This window comes from Rhizobium sp. CF142 (assembly GCF_000281145.1).
In the GTDB taxonomy this organism is placed as follows: domain Bacteria; phylum Pseudomonadota; class Alphaproteobacteria; order Rhizobiales; family Rhizobiaceae; genus Rhizobium.
Genome location: NZ_AJWE01000114.1, coordinates 218,535 through 236,550 on the forward strand (window position 1 = coordinate 218,535; position 18,016 = coordinate 236,550).

Sequence of the window (18,016 nt, forward strand, 5' to 3'; positions counted from 1 at the left end):
TTGCTCGATTTCAAAAAACAGCCGCTTGAAGCCCAGCTTGCCGCCCTCCTCGACGGCGAAACCACACCGGAACAGAAGCTGGAACTGGAAAGCAGGCTGGCAACGGATGAAAACGCCCGCAAGATCTACGACAAGCTCCGCCACGGCGTCGATTTCGGCCGTCGCAAGTTGGACGACATGCTGAAGGAACCTGTTCCGCTGGCGCTTGTTCGCTCCATCAAGAGCACGCAGCCGCCGAAGACGCCGATCGCCCAGCGCAACGCGCGCCCGCAGCTGAAACTCGCGCCAAACGGCGGCCAGGCGCTTGCCGCAGCCCTCATTCTCTTCGTCGTCGGCGGTGGCATCGGCTATTTCATCGGCAATGCACCAGATATGGATGACGCCACACCGATCGCAGCCCCCCAGATCAATACCAATGACTGGCTGGGTGACGTCACCGCCTTCCAGCGGCTTCTCGTGCGCCAACCGCGTCACCTCGTCGAAGTGCCGGCCTCGCAGTCCGAGGAAATCTCCTCCTGGCTGACGACCGCGATCGGGGTGCCGTTTCGCGTGCCGGATCTCTCGGCCGAATCCTGGACCTTCCAGGGCGCGCGCGTGATCCTTGGTGACAGCCGCCCTGTCGGCCAGCTCGTCTATTCCAATGCCGATGGCGATATCATCTCGATCTGCTTCCGCAAGGATGCGCAGCCACCGGAAACGGAAGACTTCAAGGAAACGATCCGCGACGAGATCGGTCTCGTAACCTGGCATAATGCCGGCACGTCCTATGTGCTGGCAGGCCCCTCCGCCGAAGCCACGCTCAGCCAGCTCGCCATGGAAATCGCCGCCGCCATTTGACGGTTATGGCACCAGTACGACTTTTCCGCTGGCCCGACGCTTTTCAAGCACACGATGCGCCTCAGCGGCTTGATCAAGCGAAAACCGACCGCTTTGCACGATCTTCAGCGCTCCGGATGCAGCAAGATCGAAGAGAGCTGCGAGATCACCCTTCCATTTGTCAGCCGCAATCAGCGGTAAGAGCGAAAAGCCCTTCAGCGACTGGTTCATATCGAGCATGGAGCCGATCTCGGAACGCTCCAGCGAGAACCGCCCCATGGCCGCAAACAGCATTTCTCCGGCGGGAGCAAGCGCAGCCAGAGACGCCCTCGCGGTATCGCCGCCGACCGTCTCGTAAATGACATCGGCACCCTGCCTTCCGGTCGCGGTCCTGACCGAACCGGTCCACTCTTCGGAGGTGTAATCGACTGCCAGATCGGCGCCGAGCGAGAGTGCAAGCTGCCTCTTCGCCTCACTGCCGGCTGCTGCAATGACCATACTCGCCCCTTCGAGCCTGGCAAGCTGAAGCAACAGAGACCCGACTCCACCGCCGGCAGCGTTGACGAGCACCACCTTTCCCTTCGGTGGGCTACGACGCACCATGTGCAGAGCCGTCAGACCCTGCACCATCAATGCCGTCGCATCCGGAAAGGAAAGGCCGTCCGGCAAAGGCACCGCCGCTCCAGCATCCACAGCCACATATTCGGCATAACCGCCGAAGCCACGCCCGATAGCAAAGAGCGGCACGGCGACACGCGCGCCAAGCAGCCGCGGATCTGCATCCGTCCCAAGTTCTTCGACTATGCCCGCCACTTCCACACCCGGAAACATGGGCAGCGGTGGTGTAACGGCATAGCGATCCGCCCGCATCAGAACCTCGAAGAAATTGACGCCGGCGGCATGGACGCGCACCAGCACTTCGCCGCCGTTTGGCTTCGGGATCGGCACCTCTACAGTTTCGAGAACCTCAGGCGGACCGAAGCGGGTGAATTGAACGGCTTTCATGGCGGACCTCACGTTTTGGTGGCGTAAGGCAGCCTGTAGCACTCGATTTACGGTCCAAAATACACACATATCAGTGCCATACCCACCAGGAGGTGACCATGGCCGAGCCCATGAAAAGATTGCCGAAACTGCCCGTGGAACGGGCCTTGAAGGTCATTTCCGGGCGATGGAAACCCGTCATTCTCTATCATGTCTTCTCAGGACCGAAGCGGCTTTCAGAGCTCAAGCGCATGATGCCAGAGATCACCCAGAAGGTGCTGATCCAGCAGTTGCGGGAGATGGAAGAGCACGGTCTTGTACGCCGAGAAGTCTTTGCCGAAGTGCCCGCACGCGTGGAATATACCGCGACTGAACTCGGCCTCGGGCTGGAGCCGATCCTTCTCGCCCTCTGCCAATGGGGACAAAACCACGCGCAAGCACAGGGCGAGCTCGATGAGCTCACCGATTGCATCGTCAGGCCGCGCCACTCCGAGGCGATCGCGGCCTGATCAGAATGGTCAGGCCTTGCCGGCCTTCACGTCGAGCACGCGGTTGGCAGCCGAGACGATCGCTTCGAGCGACGCCGCCACGATATTGGTGTTGATGCCGGCACCAAAGAGCTTGCCTCCTGGATAGGATGTCTCGACATAGGAGATGGCGGCGGCATTCGAGCCGTGCTGCAGCGAATGCTCCGAATAATCCTCGACCGACATCTCGATACCGAGATAGTGCGACAGCGCATTGATGAAGCCATCGATCGGGCCGTTGCCACGGCCTTCGATACGTTTGATCTCACCATTGTCGGTAATCTCGGCCGCCACGATCCGCTGTCCCTTGTGCTCTGTATCGGGATAGGTGTGGTGATCGACGAACCGGAGACGGGCGCCCGACTGAGTCACGTAGCGCTCGATAAAACGGTCGTGGATGCGCTTCGAAGGAAGCTCCTTGCCCTCTTCATCGGTGATGCGCTGGATGTCCTCGCGGAATTCGACCTGCAAATTGCGCGGCAGGTTGAGCCCGTAATCCTGCTGCAGGATATAGGCGATGCCACCCTTGCCCGACTGCGAATTGATGCGGATGATCGCTTCGTAGGAGCGGCCGACGTCACGCGGGTCGATCGGCAGGTAAGGCACTTCCCAGACTGGATGGTTCGCAACCTGCGCCGCCTTCATGCCCTTGTTGATCGCATCCTGATGCGAACCGGAAAAGGCCGTATACACGAGCTCACCGACATAGGGGTGACGCTCGGCGATCGCCATCTGGTTTGAATATTCGAACACTTCCTTGATGCGTTCGATGTTCGAGCAGTCGATTTCCGGATCGACGCCCTGCGTGAACATGTTGAGCGCCATGGTGACGACATCGACATTGCCGGTGCGTTCGCCATTGCCGAACAGCGTGCCCTCAACGCGATCGGCGCCTGCCAGCAACGCCAGCTCGGCAGCGGCAATACCGGTGCCGCGATCATTATGCGGGTGCAGCGAGATGATCAGGTTTTCTCTGTTATCGAGATTGCGGCACATCCATTCGATCTGGTCGGCATAGACGTTAGGCGTCGCCATTTCGACGGTCGAGGGCAGATTGATGATGAGCTTGTTGTCAGGCGTAGGCTTCATGACCTCGATGACGGCGTTGCAGATTTCCAGCGCCACATCCAGTTCTGTGCCGGTGAAGCTCTCCGGCGAATATTCGAAACGGTAGCCGCCACCGGCCTTGGCAGCCATATCTGTGATCATCTTGGCGGCATCGACGGCGATCTGCTTGATGCCCTGCACATCCTTGGCGAACACAACGCGGCGCTGCAATTCGCTGGTCGAATTGTAGAAGTGCACGATCGGCCGGTTGGCGCCTTCCAGCGCCTCGAACGTGCGCGTAATCAGTTCGGGACGGCACTGCACCAGCACCTGCAGCGAAACGTCATCGGGCACATTGCCCTCTTCGATGCACCAGCGGGCAAAATCGAAATCGGTCTGCGAAGCGGACGGGAAACCGATCTCGATTTCCTTGAAGCCCATCTCGAGCAGCAGCTGGAACATGCGGGCCTTGCGATCATGGCCCATCGGATCGACGAGCGCCTGATTGCCGTCGCGCAGGTCGACGGAGCACCAGATCGGCGCCTTGGTGATGGTCTTGGTCGGCCAGGTACGGTCGGGAATGTTTACCTGCGGATAGGGCCGGTACTTCATGCCGGCGTCGGGCATGCCCTTGGCGGAAGCGGCGCTTGCGGAGGATCGGCGGTTGGTCGTGTCCATTGTCTTGTCTCCTCGTCCCGGCATTTACCCCGCGTCTTAGCCGATCATATCAGGCTTGGCGATTGCAAATGCGGACCTTTACTCGGTCGTTTGGTCAATTTTGAGAGTGAGTCGCGAGGAGCGATGGCCGGGCGGGCTTTCGGCCGCCGGGCGCTCCTCAAAGGACCCGGCAACCGCGCGTAAGGCCGAGGAGAAGAAGCGAGGTCAGGGCGCGCGTATTGTCACGCAATGCCGTGCGGCTGCGTGCAATCGTCTCGGAAATCCGTGCGCTTGTGCTCTTCATGACCGCGCTTATAGCCTCCACCGGAAAATCCGGCAACCCCTCGCCTATTTTTTCCTCGCCTGCACGATACGGGACAGCGCCAGCATCAGCCCGCCCGCGATCAGCCCCCAGAAGGCGCCGGATATGCCGCCGAAGGAAACGCCCGACGCAGTGACGAGGAAGGTGATTGCCGCTGCCTCACGCGATTCCGGTGCCTGGAAAGCCGCCATGGCTGAACTGGAGAAGGCGCCGACAAGTGCCAGACCAGCCACGGCCTCGATCAGGATCGGTGGCGCCAGCGCGACAAAGGCCGTCACCGCTCCGGCAAGCAGGCCGAAAATGACATAGCCGACGCCCGAGATCAGCGCCGCCCAATACCGCCGCGAAGGATCGGCATGCGCGTCCTGCCCGGCGCACATCGCTGCCGTGATCGCCGCCAGGTTGACCGCATGGCCGCCAAAAGGCGCCGCCAGAAGCGAGAAAACGCCGGTTACGGCAAAGAGCGGCCCCGGCATCGGATCATAGTGATTGACCTTCAGCACCGCGATGCCAGGAATATTCTGCGACGCCATAGTCACGATGAAGAGCGGCAGGGCAATCGATACGAAACCAGCAAGATTGAAGACCGGATGCACGATATCGATGACCGGCACCAGCGACTGCTCGATCGAAGACAATGCACCCTCGGGAATATCGACGCCGAACGCCAGCACCAGCGCGAAGGCCACCAGCGCTGCCGGCACCGCCCACAGCCGCTTGAAGGCGCCGACCACGATCCAGGTCAGGATGATCGGCAGGCCAAGCAAAGGATTGAAGGCAATCGCCTTGACCGGGGCAAAACAGAGACCGAGCAGCACGCCGGACAGCATGGCATTGGCGAGCGGCGCCGGGATGGCGGCGACCGCACGCCCGAGCGGCTTGAACAGCCCGGCAACGACGATCAGCACACCGCAAAGAATGAAAGCGCCGACCGCCGCATTGAAGCCGCCGTCGATCGTGCCGATGCTGGCAAGAAGCGCTGCCCCCGGGGTCGACCAGGCGATGCTGACCGGCAGACGCGTGACGGCGCTGAGCATGACGGCGCAAAGTCCCATCGAGATCGACAACGCCATCAGCCCTGAGGCCGCCTGTGCATCCGTCGCGCCGACCGCCTGCAACCCATGCAGTACGACTGCAAAAGAGCTGGTAAACCCGACGAAAGCCGTCAGAAGGCCCATGAACAGGCTCTGGACGGAAAAATCTTTGAGCATGGCGCGACTCCGGCTGCGAAGATTGCGCATGGAGCAGCATAAGCAAGGACCGCGCAAGCCGGATTGCCGCCGGAAATGTTCGCTTGCGCGGCAATCCCCCGGGATTGCATGGCGCTATGTCGGTAGATACGGAAACGCCCCGCCTGCGACTGGCAGACGGGGCGTAAATTCAGAAAGCTAGGTGGCGAAGGATCAGATTTCGCTCTGCGAGGTCACGACGCGAGAGACGAGACCGTAGGCAACGGCATCTTCAGCCGAGAGCCAGTAATCGCGGTCGATATCCTTCGCGATCTTTTCTTCCGACTGGCCAGTTGCCTTCGAGAAGATCTTGATCAGGCGCTCGTTCATCTTGATGATTTCGCGTGCCTGGATCTCGATGTCCGAAGCCATGCCGCGTGTGCCGCCGGACGGCTGGTGCAGCAGGAAGCGGGTGTTCGGCAGGCAGATGCGGCGTTCCTTCGGAGCCGCGGCATAGATGAGCGCACCAGCCGAGGCAACCCAGCCCGTACCGATCATCCAGACCTTCGGCTTGATGAACTTGATCATGTCGTGGATGGAATCGCCAGATTCGACGTGACCGCCGGGCGAATTCACATAGATACGAATATCTTCGTCATTGGCGGCCGAAAGCGCCACGAGCTGGGTGCTAACCTTCTGCGCCAGTTCCTGCGTGATCGGCCCATAGATGAAGATCGAACGCGACTTGAAAAGGTTCGCCTCCGTTTCCTTGCCGAGCGGCAGTTCCTTCGTCTTTTCGTCCTGATCTTCTTCTTCGTTCATTCGAACCTCTCTCACGTCTAATCCGGTTCCTCGCACATAGTGCGACTCAATGCGTAAAACAATGCGGGAAAAAGAGGAAGCAGGAAGCGGTGAAGATATTCTTATGACAAACGGACGATATCATCGCATCCTCTGAAAAGACCGGGAGAAACGCAAAATGACCTCCTCCTTTCTGCGTGCCGCCATCAGCAACAATGCATTCTGGTGCGATGCCGTCTGCAAAGCGTTGGGCTCGCCCGGTGAGTTTACGGCCACACTCTGGTTTCATCGCCGAGGCACGCCGCCCTTCTATCCCGATGCCGTAACGTTGACGGAGGCCGGCGGCGAACAAACGGAGACGATCGCGACGCTGATCAATAGCGAGAAACGGGACTGGGCGATCAAGGACAGCCATGCGGCCCTCGATCTTGCGCCGCTCGGCTTCAAGCTGCTGTTCGAAGCCGAATGGATCGGCATGCGCACGCCGGTCTCGGCGCCGTCTCCAATCACCTGGCAGCGCATGGAAAGCGCCGCCGATCTTGCCCAATGGGAGGCGGAATGGGGCAAGGCGAACGGTCCGGTAACGCAGAAGATATTTACCGAACCATTGCTGCACGATCCCGAAATCGCCTTTCTGCTCGGCTTCGAACACGGCAAGCCGATCGGCGGCGGTATCCTCAACCACCACGCCGGCGTCGTCGGCCATTCGAACCTGTTTGCCGAGGGCCGGCACGGTGAAACCATCCGCCGCGGGCTGGTCGCTCGGGCGGCCGAACTCTATCCGCGAGAACCGCTTGTCGGCTACGAACGCGGCGACGATCTGGACGAGGCGCTGCGCGCGGGCTTCGAACTTCTGGGCCCGCTGCGCGTCTGGCTGAAGGAGGCCTGAGCTTACTGAAATGTAAGTCGCCAAGGCTTTGAAATGCCCCAATCGCTTCCTAACTCAGCCTTAGCGGCCCATCCGCCGAATGTTAAAGCTGCAGAACTTTAGAGGAGACAGGATATGTCACCGGAAGAACGCCAATTGCTGACCGCCCTCTTCGATCGCGTCCGTACCGCCGCCGCCACGCCGCGCGATCCGGAAGCCGAAACGCTGATATCGGAAGCGACCCGTGCGCAACCGTCTGCCACCTACTACCTGGCGCAGGCCGTCATCGTGCAGGAAAAGGGTTTGGAAGCTGCGGCCAATCACATCAAGGAGCTTGAAGAGCGCGTCCGGCAGCTCGAAGCGGGCGAAACCGATCACCGCCGGGCCGAACAAGGCGGCTTTCTGAGCTCTATCTTCGGCAACACGCAGACGCAACAGCCGGCGCCCGCACCCGGCCCATGGGGTGGCGCTCCGAGAGACAGCTACGAACAGCCGCGCGGCTATGACAACACCAGGCAGGCGCCGCAACAGCCGACCGGCCCCTGGACCCAGCAGGCCTCCGCGCCGTCTGCCGGCGGCAGCTTCCTGCGTGGCGCCCTCGGCACGGCAGCCGGCGTTGCCGGCGGCATGCTGCTTGCCAACTCGCTTTCCGGCATCTTTGGCAATCACATGTCGTCGCTCGGCTTGGGTTCATCTTTTGGCGGCGCCAATCCCTTCGGCAATGCCAGCGCGCCCGCCGAGGAAACCGTTATCAACAACTATTACGGTAACGACGATAAGGCTGACGACAACCAAGCCGACAATAACGACAATATCCAGCAGGCCGATTACGACGACAACGACGATTTTACGGATGACTCCGGCGACGACACGACGGATGTTTGAGTTTTGATACGAAGGGCAAGCGGCAGTTGGCTTTAAACTGCAGCACCGTTTGCCCGGCCCTTCGCTTTGGCTCAGGGCGTTCGCAGTTGCAATCGATTCACTGGATCGATTGCTCGGGCTGCGCCCGACCACGGCTCACCCACGCCCACGATAGGTCGCAACGCCCTGATCCGGCAGCCATACGCCTTCCGGCGGCTTGCCTGTCTGCCAGAAGACGTCAATCGGAATGCCGCCGCGTGGATACCAGTAAGCGCCGATGCGCAACCATTTCGGATCGAGAAGCTCGACGATCCGCTTGGCGATATAGATCGAGCAATCCTCGTGAAAGGCGCCGTGATTGCGGAAGGAATGCAGGAAGAGCTTCAGCGACTTCGATTCGACCAGAAATTCGTTCGGGATGTAATCGATGACGATATGGGCGAAATCCGGCTGTCCGGTCATCGGGCAGAGCGACGTGAATTCCGGCGCGGTGAAGCGCACGACATAGTCGGTTCCGGCATGATTGGACGGCACTTTTTCCAGAACCGCCTCTTCGGGACTCCTGGCGGTTTCCGTCTGCTGGCCCAGCATCGAAAGGCTGGAAACGTCTGTATTGGGCATTACGCCTCCTTGATCACTTTGACGCGGATGCCATGGGCCTTTTCGCCCTCCGGCTCCACGTGAATGGCAATTGTCGAGCCCGAATGCGCGGCCCTGATGGCGTCTTCAAGGCGATCGCAAATATCATGGGCTTCGCGAACCGTCATCTTGGCGGGCACGACGAGATGGAAATCGACGAAGGTCACCGACCCGGCACGCCGCGTCTTCAGGTCATGCACGCCGATCGAGCCTGCCGCATGGGTGGCAATCGCCTGCTTGATCGCCTCTTCCTCCTGCGGTTCGACCGCCTGGTCCATCAGCCCGCCGATCGACTGCGAGATCACCTTCCAACCCTGATAGAGGATGTTGAGCGCAACAAGAATGGCGAGAATGGGGTCGAAGATCGCATAACCGGTCGCAAGCGCTAGCAGCAGGCCGACGAGAACGCCGACGGAAGTGACCACATCCGACATGATGTGCTGCCCGTCCGCCGTCAGTGCCGCGGAGCGATGCTTGCGCCCTGTGCGGATCAAAAGCCGAGCCCAGACGGCATTGATGACACCGGCGGCGAAGTTGATCGAAAGACCGAGCACCGGTGCGTCGAGCATGCGCGGATCTGCGAGATGGTTCACGGCCTCCTGCACGATCAGCAGCGCGGCAACGACAATCATCACTCCTTCGGTGACGGCCGAAAGATATTCCGCCTTATGGTGGCCGAAGGGATGGTCGTGGTCGGCCGGCTTCTGCGCGTAGCGGATGACGAAAAAGGCGATGAAGGCCGCCACCACATTGACGAAGGATTCCAGCCCGTCCGAGAGCAGCGCCACGGAGCCCGTCACCCACCAGGCGACCATCTTCAGCCCCAGAACGCCAAGCGACAGGGGAATGCCCCAGAACGCCAGTTTCCGAACCGTGAGATTGCCTTCTTCGTTCATATCATCCCCCTGCGGATGCGAATGAATTGCAGCATTTAAGCCATTGAAACGCAAAACCGCCCGCGCGGGAATCGCGCAGGCGGCCAATGCGGGTGATATGGGCAATCAGGCTCAAAAAGTCAAAGGTTTTGGCAGGACAAAGGCGAGGTCATCTCCATGTGAACCGCGCCCTAACCCGCTTGTGAATTGACGATAATTACATTATCAGTTATATAACTTGTTATGCAATTAGAATGAGGAACCTGTCTTGGTCGAAGATGTTGTGAAATCGCTGGGCTACCTTTGCCTCGGCAGCCGCTTCCGCCGGATCGGGGAGCGTCTGCAGGCCGACACGCAACAGATGATTGAGGAACTGGGCGTCTCCATACAGGCCGCGCAATATCCCTTCCTCGGCGCCATCGACAGGCTCGGCCCGCTGACCATCGGGGAATTGGCACAGGCAGTGGGTATCACCCAGCCCGGCGCGACGCGCACCGCCTCCCAGCTCATGGAGCTAGGTTTCCTCGACATGCAACCATCCGCCGAAGATCAGCGGCGCAGAGTCGTTTCGCTGACACCAAAAGGACAGGAACTCGTTGACTATTCGAAGCAACAGGTCTGGCCCCGCATTGCCGCCGCCGTCGCCGATCTTTGCCGGAATCTCGACGGCCCGCTGCTCGAGCAACTTGCTGCGATGGAGGACGGGCTCGCCGAAGCACCGTTGATCCGACGCGTTAGAGCGCCGTGCGTCCATTCGGACGCACAAAGGACGCTCTAATTTTTTGAATTTACGCATCAGGCTTTCCGAAAATCGGTCCCGATTTTCGGGCCGATACTGTAGCGCCATACAGGAAAAGACACCATGAGCCATATTCTCGACCGACCGATCTGGAACGCGCTGCAAACAACGCATGCCGAACTCGCCGAAGGCGGCAAGCACGCGATGCGCTACCCGCCGTCCATCGTCCCCTTCGCAGCCGCCGCCGACGATAGCCGCGAAAGCCTCGAAGCGCTCGAAAACCTCCCCGCCGCTGATGAGGTCATGGCGATCGTCGAAGCCGGACCCGTCACCATCCCACAGGGACTGACGGTCATCTCCGAGGGAAAGCTGGTGCAGATGATCGCCGAGCGGCCTTACGAGCGTATTTCCGACAGCCGGCTGCAGCCGCTGACCCCCGACGATGCGGATGAGATGCTAGCCCTCGCCATGCTGACCAAACCCGGGCCCTTCACACTTGGCGCTCAAAAACTTGGCACCTTCTGGGGCGTCAAGATCGACGGCCGGCTTGTCGCCATGGTCGGGCAGCGCCTGCGACATCCCGGATTTGGCGAGCTCAGCGGCCTTTGCACCCATCCTGATTTTCAGGGACGCGGCCTCGGCACCCTGCTCTTCCGTTTCGTCGCCGGCGAAATTTCCGCCAGGGGCGACACCGTCTTCCTGCATGCCTATTACACCAACACTTCAGCCATAACGCTCTACAAGACACTCGGCTTCAAGCTGCGGTCGGAAATGAACCTGCGCGTCGTCAAGCGCAGCGTATAGGCTGACCAAAACGCCGCAGGCTCGAGCTTTTGCCCATTTGCGCCATGATAGCGTCCCAATTGCATGGTGTTGACGGCCCTGCTGTCAATTGGGGACCGCGCAGACATGCATTGGATCAATCGCTACATCGACCAACCGTTGCTCGACGGTGCGGCCAGTTCCTTGCGGGCCTGGCATATCCGAACCGGCCTTTCGCCGGAACGGCTGGAGCCGCTCTGGAACATTGCCGTGACAGGCTTCCTGTTCTTTGCCGCCGGACACTTCCTCTCCGGACCGGCCCTGCTTCTGTGTTACGGCGGTCTCGCGATGCTGACCCTCCCCTCGGCCTGGATGCTCTTCACATCCAGTCGCACGACAGACGGCTATGACGTCGCCGCCTACAAGAAGCTGAGAACCAGGGCTTTCATGAAGCGCGAGGCGGAATGGGCCGTGCGGCTTGCCATCCTCTTCACCGCCATCTGCCTTCCCTTCGTCTCACGTTCGGATGATCCGACGGCCGCCTATTTCATGATCGGCGCCAGCCTCTGGTTCGTGCTGACCGGCCCGGCGAGATCCTATCTGGCAGCAGCAGAACCGCCCATGCCGCGCGATGGAGACCGCTCCTTCAATACCGATCTGCAATTCGGCTGAGCAGATTTAAATCAGCACACAATTCAATTGTCGCAGCGACAATGGAACGAACGGCTCACGCTTCCGTTATATTGCCAGCAACCGACAAAGGAGATCGCGATGCTGTACTATGCTCTGGTATTTCTCGTCGTAGCCCTGATTGCAGGCGTCCTTGGATTTGGCGGCATTGCCGGCGCATCCGCTTCGATCGCCCAGGTCCTGTTCTTCATCTTCCTGGTGCTGTTCGTCGTATCCATCGTCGCCCGGCTCATGCGGCGCGTATAGACGAACAAACCGACGCACATAAAAAACCCGCCATTCCGGCGGGTTTTTTATTGCTTATGCCTTTAGCGTCAGGCCGCCTTCGTCTTGGCCCGGCGGGCAAGATGCGCCACCACATTCTCGATCATCCGCATGCCGGCATCGCCGCCGAGCGTCATGATCGATTCCGGATGGAACTGTACCGCTGCGATCGGCTCCTTGGCATGCTCGATGCCCATGATCGTACCGTCTTCGCTTTCGGCAGTGATGATGAATTCCCGCGGCAGCGTCGAAGGATCGGCAAAGATCGAGTGGTAACGACCGACCGTCACTTCCTTGGCAAGGCCGGAGAAGACGATGCCCGGCTCCAGCACGCGGATGCGCGACGGCTTGCCATGCATCGGCAATGCCAGATGGCGAAGCTCGCCGCCATAGGCTTCCGCCAGCGCCTGCAGGCCGAGGCAGACGCCAAAGATCGGCAGGTTGCGTGCCCTCGCCTTCTTGATTGTCGCCTTGCAGTCGAAATCCTTGGGGTTGCCGGGACCCGGAGAGAGAACGACGAGATCCGGGTTCAGCCGATCGAAGACTTCCTCGGGCACCGGCGTACGAACGGTCGAAACCGTGGCACCCGTCTGGCGGAAATAGTTCGCCAGCGTGTGAACAAAGCTGTCTTCATGGTCGATCAGCAGAATGTTGACGCCCTTGCCGACTGAGGCGACATCGCGCTGGGTCTTGCCGGAATTGCCCGTTTTGGCATCGCGGATTGCGGAAAGCATGGCAGAGGCCTTCAGTTCGGTTTCGGCTTCTTCTTCCTCGGGAATGGAATCGTTCAGCAGCGTCGCACCGGCGCGCACTTCGGCAATGCCGTCCTTGATGCGCACGGTGCGCAGCGTCAGGCCGGTATTCATATCGCCGTTGAAGCCGACCATGCCGATCGCCCCACCATACCATGCACGCGGGCTCTTCTCATGAGATTCGATAAAGCGCATGGCCCAGAGCTTTGGCGCGCCGGTGACGGTGACAGCCCATGCGTGGCTGAGGAAGCCGTCGAAGGCATCCATGTCGTCCCGCAGGCGGCCTTCGATATGATCGACCGTATGGATCAGCCGCGAATACATCTCGATCTGTCGGCGACCGATGACCTTGACCGAGCCCGGCTCGCAGACGCGGCTCTTGTCGTTGCGGTCGACATCCGAGCACATGGTCAGTTCGGACTCGTCCTTCTTGGAATTCAGGAGCTTCAGGATCTGCTCGCTGTCGGCAATCGGATCGTCGCCACGCTTGATCGTACCGGAGATCGGGCAGGTCTCGATGCGGCGGCCGGAAACGCGCACAAACATTTCCGGCGATGCGCCGACGAGATATTCCTGGTTTCCGAGGTTGATGAAAAAGGAATAGGGTGACGGATTGATCGCCTTCAGCCGCTTGGAAATGTCCGAAGGCTTGCTTTCGCAACGCTCCATGAACTTCTGGCCAGGCACGACCTCGAAGAGATCGCCCTTGCGGAAGCTTTCCTTCGCCTTGACGACGAGCTCTGCATATTCGCCCGGACGATGATCGCTCTTCGGCGGAATGGCATCCGTGCGGATAAACGGCTCGGCAGCAATATCGCCCGCCCTGCCCTCAGTCGTCTTGCCGCCCTTAGCGAAGTCGTAGCGATCGACCCACGCCTTTGCGGCGTAGTTGTCGACGACGAGAATTTCATCGGGCAGGTAGAGCACCATGTCGCGCTGGTCGGAAGGGCGTTCCAGCTTCAGGTTGATCGCGTCAAACTGAAAAGCGAGATCGTAACCGAAGGCGCCATAGAAACCGATGCTGGCATCAGCCTGCGAATAGAAGAGATCGGTGATGGCGCGAAGCACGGTAAACACCGTCGGCATCTTCGAGCGCTCTTCTTCGGTGAAGACTCGGTCGGGCAACTTGACCGTCAGGTCGAGCCTGCGCGCGGTCAATGCACCGAGTTCAAGTTCGCGGACAGTCTTCAACCGCTCGACGATAAAGCCAAGGATGATCTCGCCGCGCTCGTTATAGGCTTCGATCCAGACATTGCGGCCGAAGGAGGAAACACCGAGCGGCGGATCGACAACAGCCGTATCCCAGCGCGTATAGCGGCCCGGATATTCGTAGTTCGAGGAGAAGACGGCGCCGCGCCGCTCATCGAGCTTGTCGACATAGGACGAAACAGCATCGGCATAAGGGATGGCCCGCCTTTGCCGCGTGACGGTGATGCCGCCCTTGGTCTCGTAGATTTCCGCACCATCATCCCGCAGGATCGTTACCATAGTTCCACTCCGTTATCGGGGCCCGGACGAAAGGCGGCCTTTGAAACAAAAAAGCCGCCTCGAAGTTTCGGGCGGCTCGTTCGTCGTCTTTGGACACGATTGGTCGAGGCCGCCTCAGCGAGCCCACCACCAAACTGCAATGTTCAAGGACTTCTTCATGGGCGAAATTGTTAGCCTGAGATGAAGCCAAGCGCAAGAGGCCATTCCCGCACGAAAAAGGGCGGCCCGAAAGCCGCCCCTACCCCCAGCCGTGAAAGGTTGATTCTTAACTAGAAAGTCTTGGTGACCGAAATCTTGAAGGTGCGGCCTGGCTCCGAATACCACTCCTTCGGCTGCGAAGACGTTGCGGAGAGGTTCACGTCGCGAACGGCGAGTGCATTGTAATATTCCTGGTCGAAGATGTTGTAGACCCCGCCCTGAATACGAAGCCCCTTTACCTGCTCCGGTGTCCACCATGCAGTCAGGTCGACGATGCCGTAACCGGGCGCGTCGAATGACGTCACCGCGTTATCGTTGCCGGTCATCTGCGACGAGAGCGTCGAGGAGAGGTCGAAACCGTATTCGTCATTGCTCCAGCCACCGCCGACGATGGCCTTAAACGGCGCGACCGAGCGCAGCCGCTCCTGCGTATCGTCATTCCGGCCATAGGTATAGGCAAGCGAGGTATGAAGGTTGATGCCGTTGTCGAACGTCTTGATCAGGTTCGCTTCGAGACCGGAGATGGAGGCCGAAGACACGTTCGTATAATTGAACGTCGTGAAGCCTGGAGTGGTCGTCGTCACGACTTCGATGAAGTTCTGATACCGGGTATGGAATGCCGCTACGCGACCCTGCAGACCGCCAGTATCGAAATTGGCACCGATCTCGATGCCGCGGCCGATTTCCGGATCCAGATTGGGATTGCCGAGCTGCGCATAACCTTGCGTCGAGTTGTAGAAGCGGCTGTAGAGCTCATCGACGGTCGGAGCACGGAAGCCGACTGCAAGCTGGGCATAGAGCTGAACATCAGGTGTCAGGTCATAGGTCGCAAGCAATTTTGGCGACATGCCGGCTTCCGTACGATCGTAAATCGCACCGAAGCGGGGAAGCGCCGGATTGCTCTCGAAACCGCCACCCGTCGACGGCCGGTAGTTGAACCAGTCAAAGCGGAAGCCAGGCGTCAGGGCGAAGCCGCTATTGCCGATCTCGATCTTGTCTTCGAATGTCACGCCGAGGTTCGCACTGTCGACGTTGGGCACTTCGGACTGGTTGTTGAGTGACGGGCACGTGGTCGGCGTCGGGCAAAGCGCCGAACTATATTGGGTCCATTTCGATACCCCGACGTCGAGGCCGACGCGAACGGAGTGGCTAAGACCGGAATATTCGAAGTCCTTCGTTGCCGTGCCGCTAAAGCCCCAAGTTTCGTTTTCGATGCTGTTATTACGGCCGTAAGCGACATTGGCTGCGGTGCGGCCCTGGCTGCCGGATTCCTTTTTCAGATCCTGCCAGTAGAGGGTGGCTCTGGCCGTGCTGAAGAATGCATCGGAAGACTGCGCCTCGTAATCATAATCGAGCGAGACACGATCGCGGTCGCGCAGTTCCCGACCGTCATAGTTGCCGACGAGATAGCTGCGGATCGGAGGCGTGCCCTGCAGGTCCCGCAGATCGGTCTTCAGGTCGCGCCGGAAGCGTTCAGCCGTTAGGCCGATGCGATGGCCGCCTTCGAGATCCTGGCGCAGCTTGAAGAGCAGGTTGTGCTGATCGAAATCCGCCGGATCGGCCTCGGTGCGGAAGCGGCCATAAACATCGTCATTGCCCTTGCTGTCACGTTCATGGCCCTTGCGATAGGCACCCTGGAAAAGGATCGACGTATTGCCGACCTTCTTGGCGGCAGCAGCGGAGCCAGCAATGCTGCGGTCTTCGCTGTCATAGGTCGACTTGACGATCGCGCCCCAGTCGCGGTCCTCGGGGATCAGATCCTCGGGTTCAAGCGTATTGAGGACGAAGGCACCGCCGAGCATGCCTGAACCGCCCTTGCTCGAATCCGCGCCCCGCACGATATCGAGAGAGGAAAGTGAATCGAAATCAAAGGTGTCGCCGCCGCCATTGGCATTGGCCGGCGCAAAGGCACCCTGACGCGAACTGTTCGAGAGATAAGGGATCGGGATGCCGTCGATGGTCGTCAGGATACGGGGGCCGGAAAGGCCACGCAGGCTGAAGCCCGCATCGGCACGCGAATAATTCACGGTTGCATCGACGCTGCGGCCGATATCGTCGTAATTCGTGACCTGCTTTTTTTCCAATTCCTTCTTGTCGATCTGCGTCGCAAGCGGCGTGTCGGCAACACTGCCGGGGGCTGCACGGTTTCCCTTGACGACGATTTTCTGAAGGACGGTTGCGCCTTCAGCATTCGTGGCCGGCGTGGTCGCCGGAGCGCTCTGGGCGAAAGCCTGTGAAACAGGAAGAACAAGTGCGGCTGCTGTGCAGACCATTAGAACCGAGCGCCAATGCCGGACGATCATAACCTACCCTCAAATGAAAATTACCGGGCTGGCTGTCGTGGCGTTTCAGACGCTCGAGGGGCTGGCTAGGCTTGCGGACGACTGCGGAGATTTCCGCCTTCTTTTTGCCGCATAAAAAACATGAGTTTTATTGTCAATATATTCCGCCGATTTATGTTGAATAATAGCGTCAAGTTTTAAGGATCTCAGGAAACGTTGCGCAATTGCAACGAATTCGCCGTTCTTGCGTTTCCCCTCCGCTCGATCAACGGGAAACGACGTGTGAGAGAATTTCGGAAGATGGCGGTCATTCTGGCCGCACTCGCCCTGCTCCCCGGTGCACGATTGCCGCGAACCGGCCCGGTGCCTCAGGCAAAGCCAGAAGCAGCAATCGAAGCGCCTGCGGTCCCTCAGCCAGAAAAGAAACAGGAAGAAGAGCAGGTTCCCAAGCCTCAGCCCGAACCTGCGCCTGCGCAAAACCCCGAAACACCGCCGGCCGCCGCCGAGGTTCCGACACCGCAGCCCAAACCGAGCGAGACTCCGGCCGCGCCAGCCGGCGAAAAATTTGGTCCGCCCTCTCCCGCACTAGAAGAGCGGGCACCGAAGCCCCCGACTGAACAGACGCTCGAAGAGCAGCATCTGACCATCGAACCGGAAAGCGATGTGGACCATGCCGAATGCACTAGAGAATTGCAGAGCCTCGGCGTCGTCTTCCGCGAGACACCCCGCATCGACGACGGCAACGGCTGCGGCATCGACAAGCCGATCATTGTCTCTGAGGCCCTGCCCGGCATCGCACTGAAGCCTGAAGCCACACTACGCTGCCCGACGGCACTGGCGCTCGCACGATGGATAAAGGGAAGCGTCATTCCCACAGCCTCGGTCGCCTTGCCGGAAAGCGGCGATATCACCACCATCAATCAGGCCTCCGCCTACATTTGCCGCCTGCGCAACGGCGCCGACACCGGCAAGATCTCCGAACATGCCCGCGGCAATGCCATCGATATCGCAAGCTTCAGCTTCAAGAAGGGCGAGGATGTTGCCGTCCGCTCGCGCCGCGAGGATTCGACGCTGACAGGGGCATTCCAGCGCACCGTCAGCGCCGCAGGCTGCCTCTATTTCACCACCGTGCTCGATCCCGAGAGCGATGCTGCCCACGAGACCCACTTCCATCTGGACGTATTGCAGAGAAAGGGCGATTATCGCTACTGCCACTAATCATTTCAGGCGCTTGAGACAGCGGCTTGAATCAGTTCCTCACATCCCCAAATC

At 59.9% G+C, this 18,016-nt stretch carries 18 protein-coding genes; 9 read left to right on the top strand and 9 right to left on the bottom strand.

Annotated elements, in window-relative coordinates; translation table 11 throughout:
• The gene (locus tag PMI11_RS28950) at positions 1-837 is read left to right on the top strand and encodes an anti-sigma factor family protein (protein WP_007824480.1); all 837 of its coding nucleotides are present in this window, start codon (positions 1-3) and stop codon (positions 835-837) included.
• Between the two features lie 3 nt (positions 838-840).
• Here PMI11_RS28950 and PMI11_RS28955 read toward each other — a convergent pair whose 3' ends face one another.
• On the bottom strand, positions 841-1,821 hold the full coding sequence (locus PMI11_RS28955) for a quinone oxidoreductase family protein (RefSeq protein ID WP_007824482.1): 981 nt from the start codon (positions 1,819-1,821) through the stop codon (positions 841-843).
• A gap of 98 nt (positions 1,822-1,919) precedes the next feature.
• On the opposite strand from PMI11_RS28955, the gene PMI11_RS28960 reads away from it, so the two are divergent.
• The gene (locus tag PMI11_RS28960; RefSeq protein WP_007824484.1) at positions 1,920-2,309 is read left to right on the top strand and encodes a winged helix-turn-helix transcriptional regulator; all 390 of its coding nucleotides are present in this window, start codon (positions 1,920-1,922) and stop codon (positions 2,307-2,309) included.
• A gap of 9 nt (positions 2,310-2,318) precedes the next feature.
• Here PMI11_RS28960 and leuA read toward each other — a convergent pair whose 3' ends face one another.
• The 4 genes from leuA to PMI11_RS28975 form a co-directional block, all read right to left on the bottom strand.
• On the bottom strand, positions 2,319-4,052 hold the full coding sequence (gene leuA, locus PMI11_RS28965; RefSeq protein WP_007824486.1) for a 2-isopropylmalate synthase: 1,734 nt from the start codon (positions 4,050-4,052) through the stop codon (positions 2,319-2,321).
• A 157-nt stretch (positions 4,053-4,209) separates the two neighbouring features.
• A complete protein-coding gene (locus PMI11_RS38435; protein ID WP_280110109.1) occupies positions 4,210-4,335 on the bottom strand; it encodes a hypothetical protein in 126 nt (41 codons plus the stop codon).
• 44 nt (positions 4,336-4,379) lie between these two features.
• A complete protein-coding gene (locus tag PMI11_RS28970; protein WP_081493312.1) occupies positions 4,380-5,594 on the bottom strand; it encodes a benzoate/H(+) symporter BenE family transporter in 1,215 nt (404 codons plus the stop codon).
• 162 nt (positions 5,595-5,756) lie between these two features.
• Positions 5,757-6,344 carry an ATP-dependent Clp protease proteolytic subunit gene (locus PMI11_RS28975; RefSeq protein WP_007824490.1) on the bottom strand — a complete coding sequence of 196 codons (588 nt, stop codon included), beginning with the start codon at positions 6,342-6,344 and terminating at the stop codon, positions 5,757-5,759.
• A gap of 157 nt (positions 6,345-6,501) precedes the next feature.
• Here PMI11_RS28975 and PMI11_RS28980 point away from each other — a divergent pair, with 157 nt between their 5' ends.
• Positions 6,502-7,212, top strand: coding sequence for a hypothetical protein (locus tag PMI11_RS28980; RefSeq protein WP_007824492.1), 711 nt, complete (start codon positions 6,502-6,504; stop codon positions 7,210-7,212).
• 114 nt (positions 7,213-7,326) lie between these two features.
• Positions 7,327-8,076 carry a DUF2076 domain-containing protein gene (locus PMI11_RS28985; protein WP_007824494.1) on the top strand — a complete coding sequence of 250 codons (750 nt, stop codon included), beginning with the start codon at positions 7,327-7,329 and terminating at the stop codon, positions 8,074-8,076.
• Between the two features lie 135 nt (positions 8,077-8,211).
• Here the strand turns inward: PMI11_RS28985 and queF are convergent, their stop codons facing one another.
• Both queF and emfA read right to left on the bottom strand, forming a co-directional pair.
• On the bottom strand, positions 8,212-8,676 hold the full coding sequence (gene queF, locus PMI11_RS28990) for a preQ(1) synthase (RefSeq protein WP_007824496.1): 465 nt from the start codon (positions 8,674-8,676) through the stop codon (positions 8,212-8,214).
• A complete protein-coding gene (gene emfA / locus PMI11_RS28995) occupies positions 8,676-9,590 on the bottom strand; it encodes a CDF family cation efflux transporter EmfA (RefSeq protein WP_007824498.1) in 915 nt (304 codons plus the stop codon). The genes queF and emfA overlap by 1 nt, the downstream gene beginning before the upstream one ends.
• Positions 9,591-9,837: 247 nt before the next feature.
• Here emfA and PMI11_RS29000 point away from each other — a divergent pair, with 247 nt between their 5' ends.
• The 4 genes from PMI11_RS29000 (at position 9,838) to PMI11_RS36880 (ending at position 12,006) form a co-directional block, all read left to right on the top strand.
• Positions 9,838-10,347 (top strand): MarR family winged helix-turn-helix transcriptional regulator, encoded by a 510-nt coding sequence (locus PMI11_RS29000; protein WP_007824500.1) that lies wholly within the window; start codon positions 9,838-9,840, stop codon positions 10,345-10,347.
• Between the two features lie 84 nt (positions 10,348-10,431).
• Positions 10,432-11,112, top strand: coding sequence for a GNAT family N-acetyltransferase (locus PMI11_RS29005; RefSeq protein WP_007824502.1), 681 nt, complete (start codon positions 10,432-10,434; stop codon positions 11,110-11,112).
• Positions 11,113-11,217: 105 nt separating this feature from the next.
• Positions 11,218-11,742: a hypothetical protein gene (locus PMI11_RS29010; protein ID WP_007824504.1), complete on the top strand. Its 525-nt coding sequence runs from the start codon at positions 11,218-11,220 to the stop codon at positions 11,740-11,742.
• Positions 11,743-11,841: 99 nt separating this feature from the next.
• A complete protein-coding gene (locus tag PMI11_RS36880) occupies positions 11,842-12,006 on the top strand; it encodes a DUF1328 domain-containing protein (protein ID WP_007824505.1) in 165 nt (54 codons plus the stop codon).
• A gap of 68 nt (positions 12,007-12,074) precedes the next feature.
• Here PMI11_RS36880 and PMI11_RS29020 read toward each other — a convergent pair whose 3' ends face one another.
• Complete coding sequence (locus tag PMI11_RS29020; protein WP_007824508.1) at positions 12,075-14,264, bottom strand: anthranilate synthase; 2,190 nt, start codon at positions 14,262-14,264, stop codon at positions 12,075-12,077.
• A gap of 269 nt (positions 14,265-14,533) precedes the next feature.
• Entirely contained in the window at positions 14,534-16,765 is a 2,232-nt protein-coding gene (locus PMI11_RS29025) for a TonB-dependent hemoglobin/transferrin/lactoferrin family receptor (RefSeq protein WP_007824514.1), read from the bottom strand.
• Positions 16,766-17,044: 279 nt separating this feature from the next.
• Between PMI11_RS29025 and PMI11_RS29030 the strand changes: the two genes are divergently transcribed.
• Positions 17,045-17,962: an extensin-like domain-containing protein gene (locus PMI11_RS29030; RefSeq protein WP_051034660.1), complete on the top strand. Its 918-nt coding sequence runs from the start codon at positions 17,045-17,047 to the stop codon at positions 17,960-17,962.
• Positions 17,963-18,016: the final 54 nt, after the last annotated feature.

What these genes read in the sequence shown, in the direction of transcription:
- PMI11_RS28975 (WP_007824490.1), bottom strand. Translation starts at nt 6,344, where the DNA reads ATGAACGAAGAAGAAGATCAGGACGAAAAGACGAAGGAACTGCCGCTC.
- PMI11_RS29025 (WP_007824514.1), bottom strand. Translation starts at nt 16,765, where the DNA reads ATGATCGTCCGGCATTGGCGCTCGGTTCTAATGGTCTGCACAGCAGCC.
- PMI11_RS29020 (WP_007824508.1), bottom strand. Translation starts at nt 14,264, where the DNA reads ATGGTAACGATCCTGCGGGATGATGGTGCGGAAATCTACGAGACCAAG.
- emfA (WP_007824498.1), bottom strand. Translation starts at nt 9,590, where the DNA reads ATGAACGAAGAAGGCAATCTCACGGTTCGGAAACTGGCGTTCTGGGGC.
- PMI11_RS36880 (WP_007824505.1), top strand. Translation starts at nt 11,842, where the DNA reads ATGCTGTACTATGCTCTGGTATTTCTCGTCGTAGCCCTGATTGCAGGC.
- PMI11_RS38435 (WP_280110109.1), bottom strand. Translation starts at nt 4,335, where the DNA reads ATGAAGAGCACAAGCGCACGGATTTCCGAGACGATTGCACGCAGCCGC.
- PMI11_RS28980 (WP_007824492.1), top strand. Translation starts at nt 6,502, where the DNA reads ATGACCTCCTCCTTTCTGCGTGCCGCCATCAGCAACAATGCATTCTGG.
- PMI11_RS28960 (WP_007824484.1), top strand. Translation starts at nt 1,920, where the DNA reads ATGGCCGAGCCCATGAAAAGATTGCCGAAACTGCCCGTGGAACGGGCC.
- leuA (WP_007824486.1), bottom strand. Translation starts at nt 4,052, where the DNA reads ATGGACACGACCAACCGCCGATCCTCCGCAAGCGCCGCTTCCGCCAAG.
- queF (WP_007824496.1), bottom strand. Translation starts at nt 8,676, where the DNA reads ATGCCCAATACAGACGTTTCCAGCCTTTCGATGCTGGGCCAGCAGACG.
- PMI11_RS28985 (WP_007824494.1), top strand. Translation starts at nt 7,327, where the DNA reads ATGTCACCGGAAGAACGCCAATTGCTGACCGCCCTCTTCGATCGCGTC.
- PMI11_RS29030 (WP_051034660.1), top strand. Translation starts at nt 17,045, where the DNA reads ATGGCGGTCATTCTGGCCGCACTCGCCCTGCTCCCCGGTGCACGATTG.
- PMI11_RS29010 (WP_007824504.1), top strand. Translation starts at nt 11,218, where the DNA reads ATGCATTGGATCAATCGCTACATCGACCAACCGTTGCTCGACGGTGCG.
- PMI11_RS29005 (WP_007824502.1), top strand. Translation starts at nt 10,432, where the DNA reads ATGAGCCATATTCTCGACCGACCGATCTGGAACGCGCTGCAAACAACG.
- PMI11_RS28955 (WP_007824482.1), bottom strand. Translation starts at nt 1,821, where the DNA reads ATGAAAGCCGTTCAATTCACCCGCTTCGGTCCGCCTGAGGTTCTCGAA.
- PMI11_RS28970 (WP_081493312.1), bottom strand. Translation starts at nt 5,594, where the DNA reads ATGCGCAATCTTCGCAGCCGGAGTCGCGCCATGCTCAAAGATTTTTCC.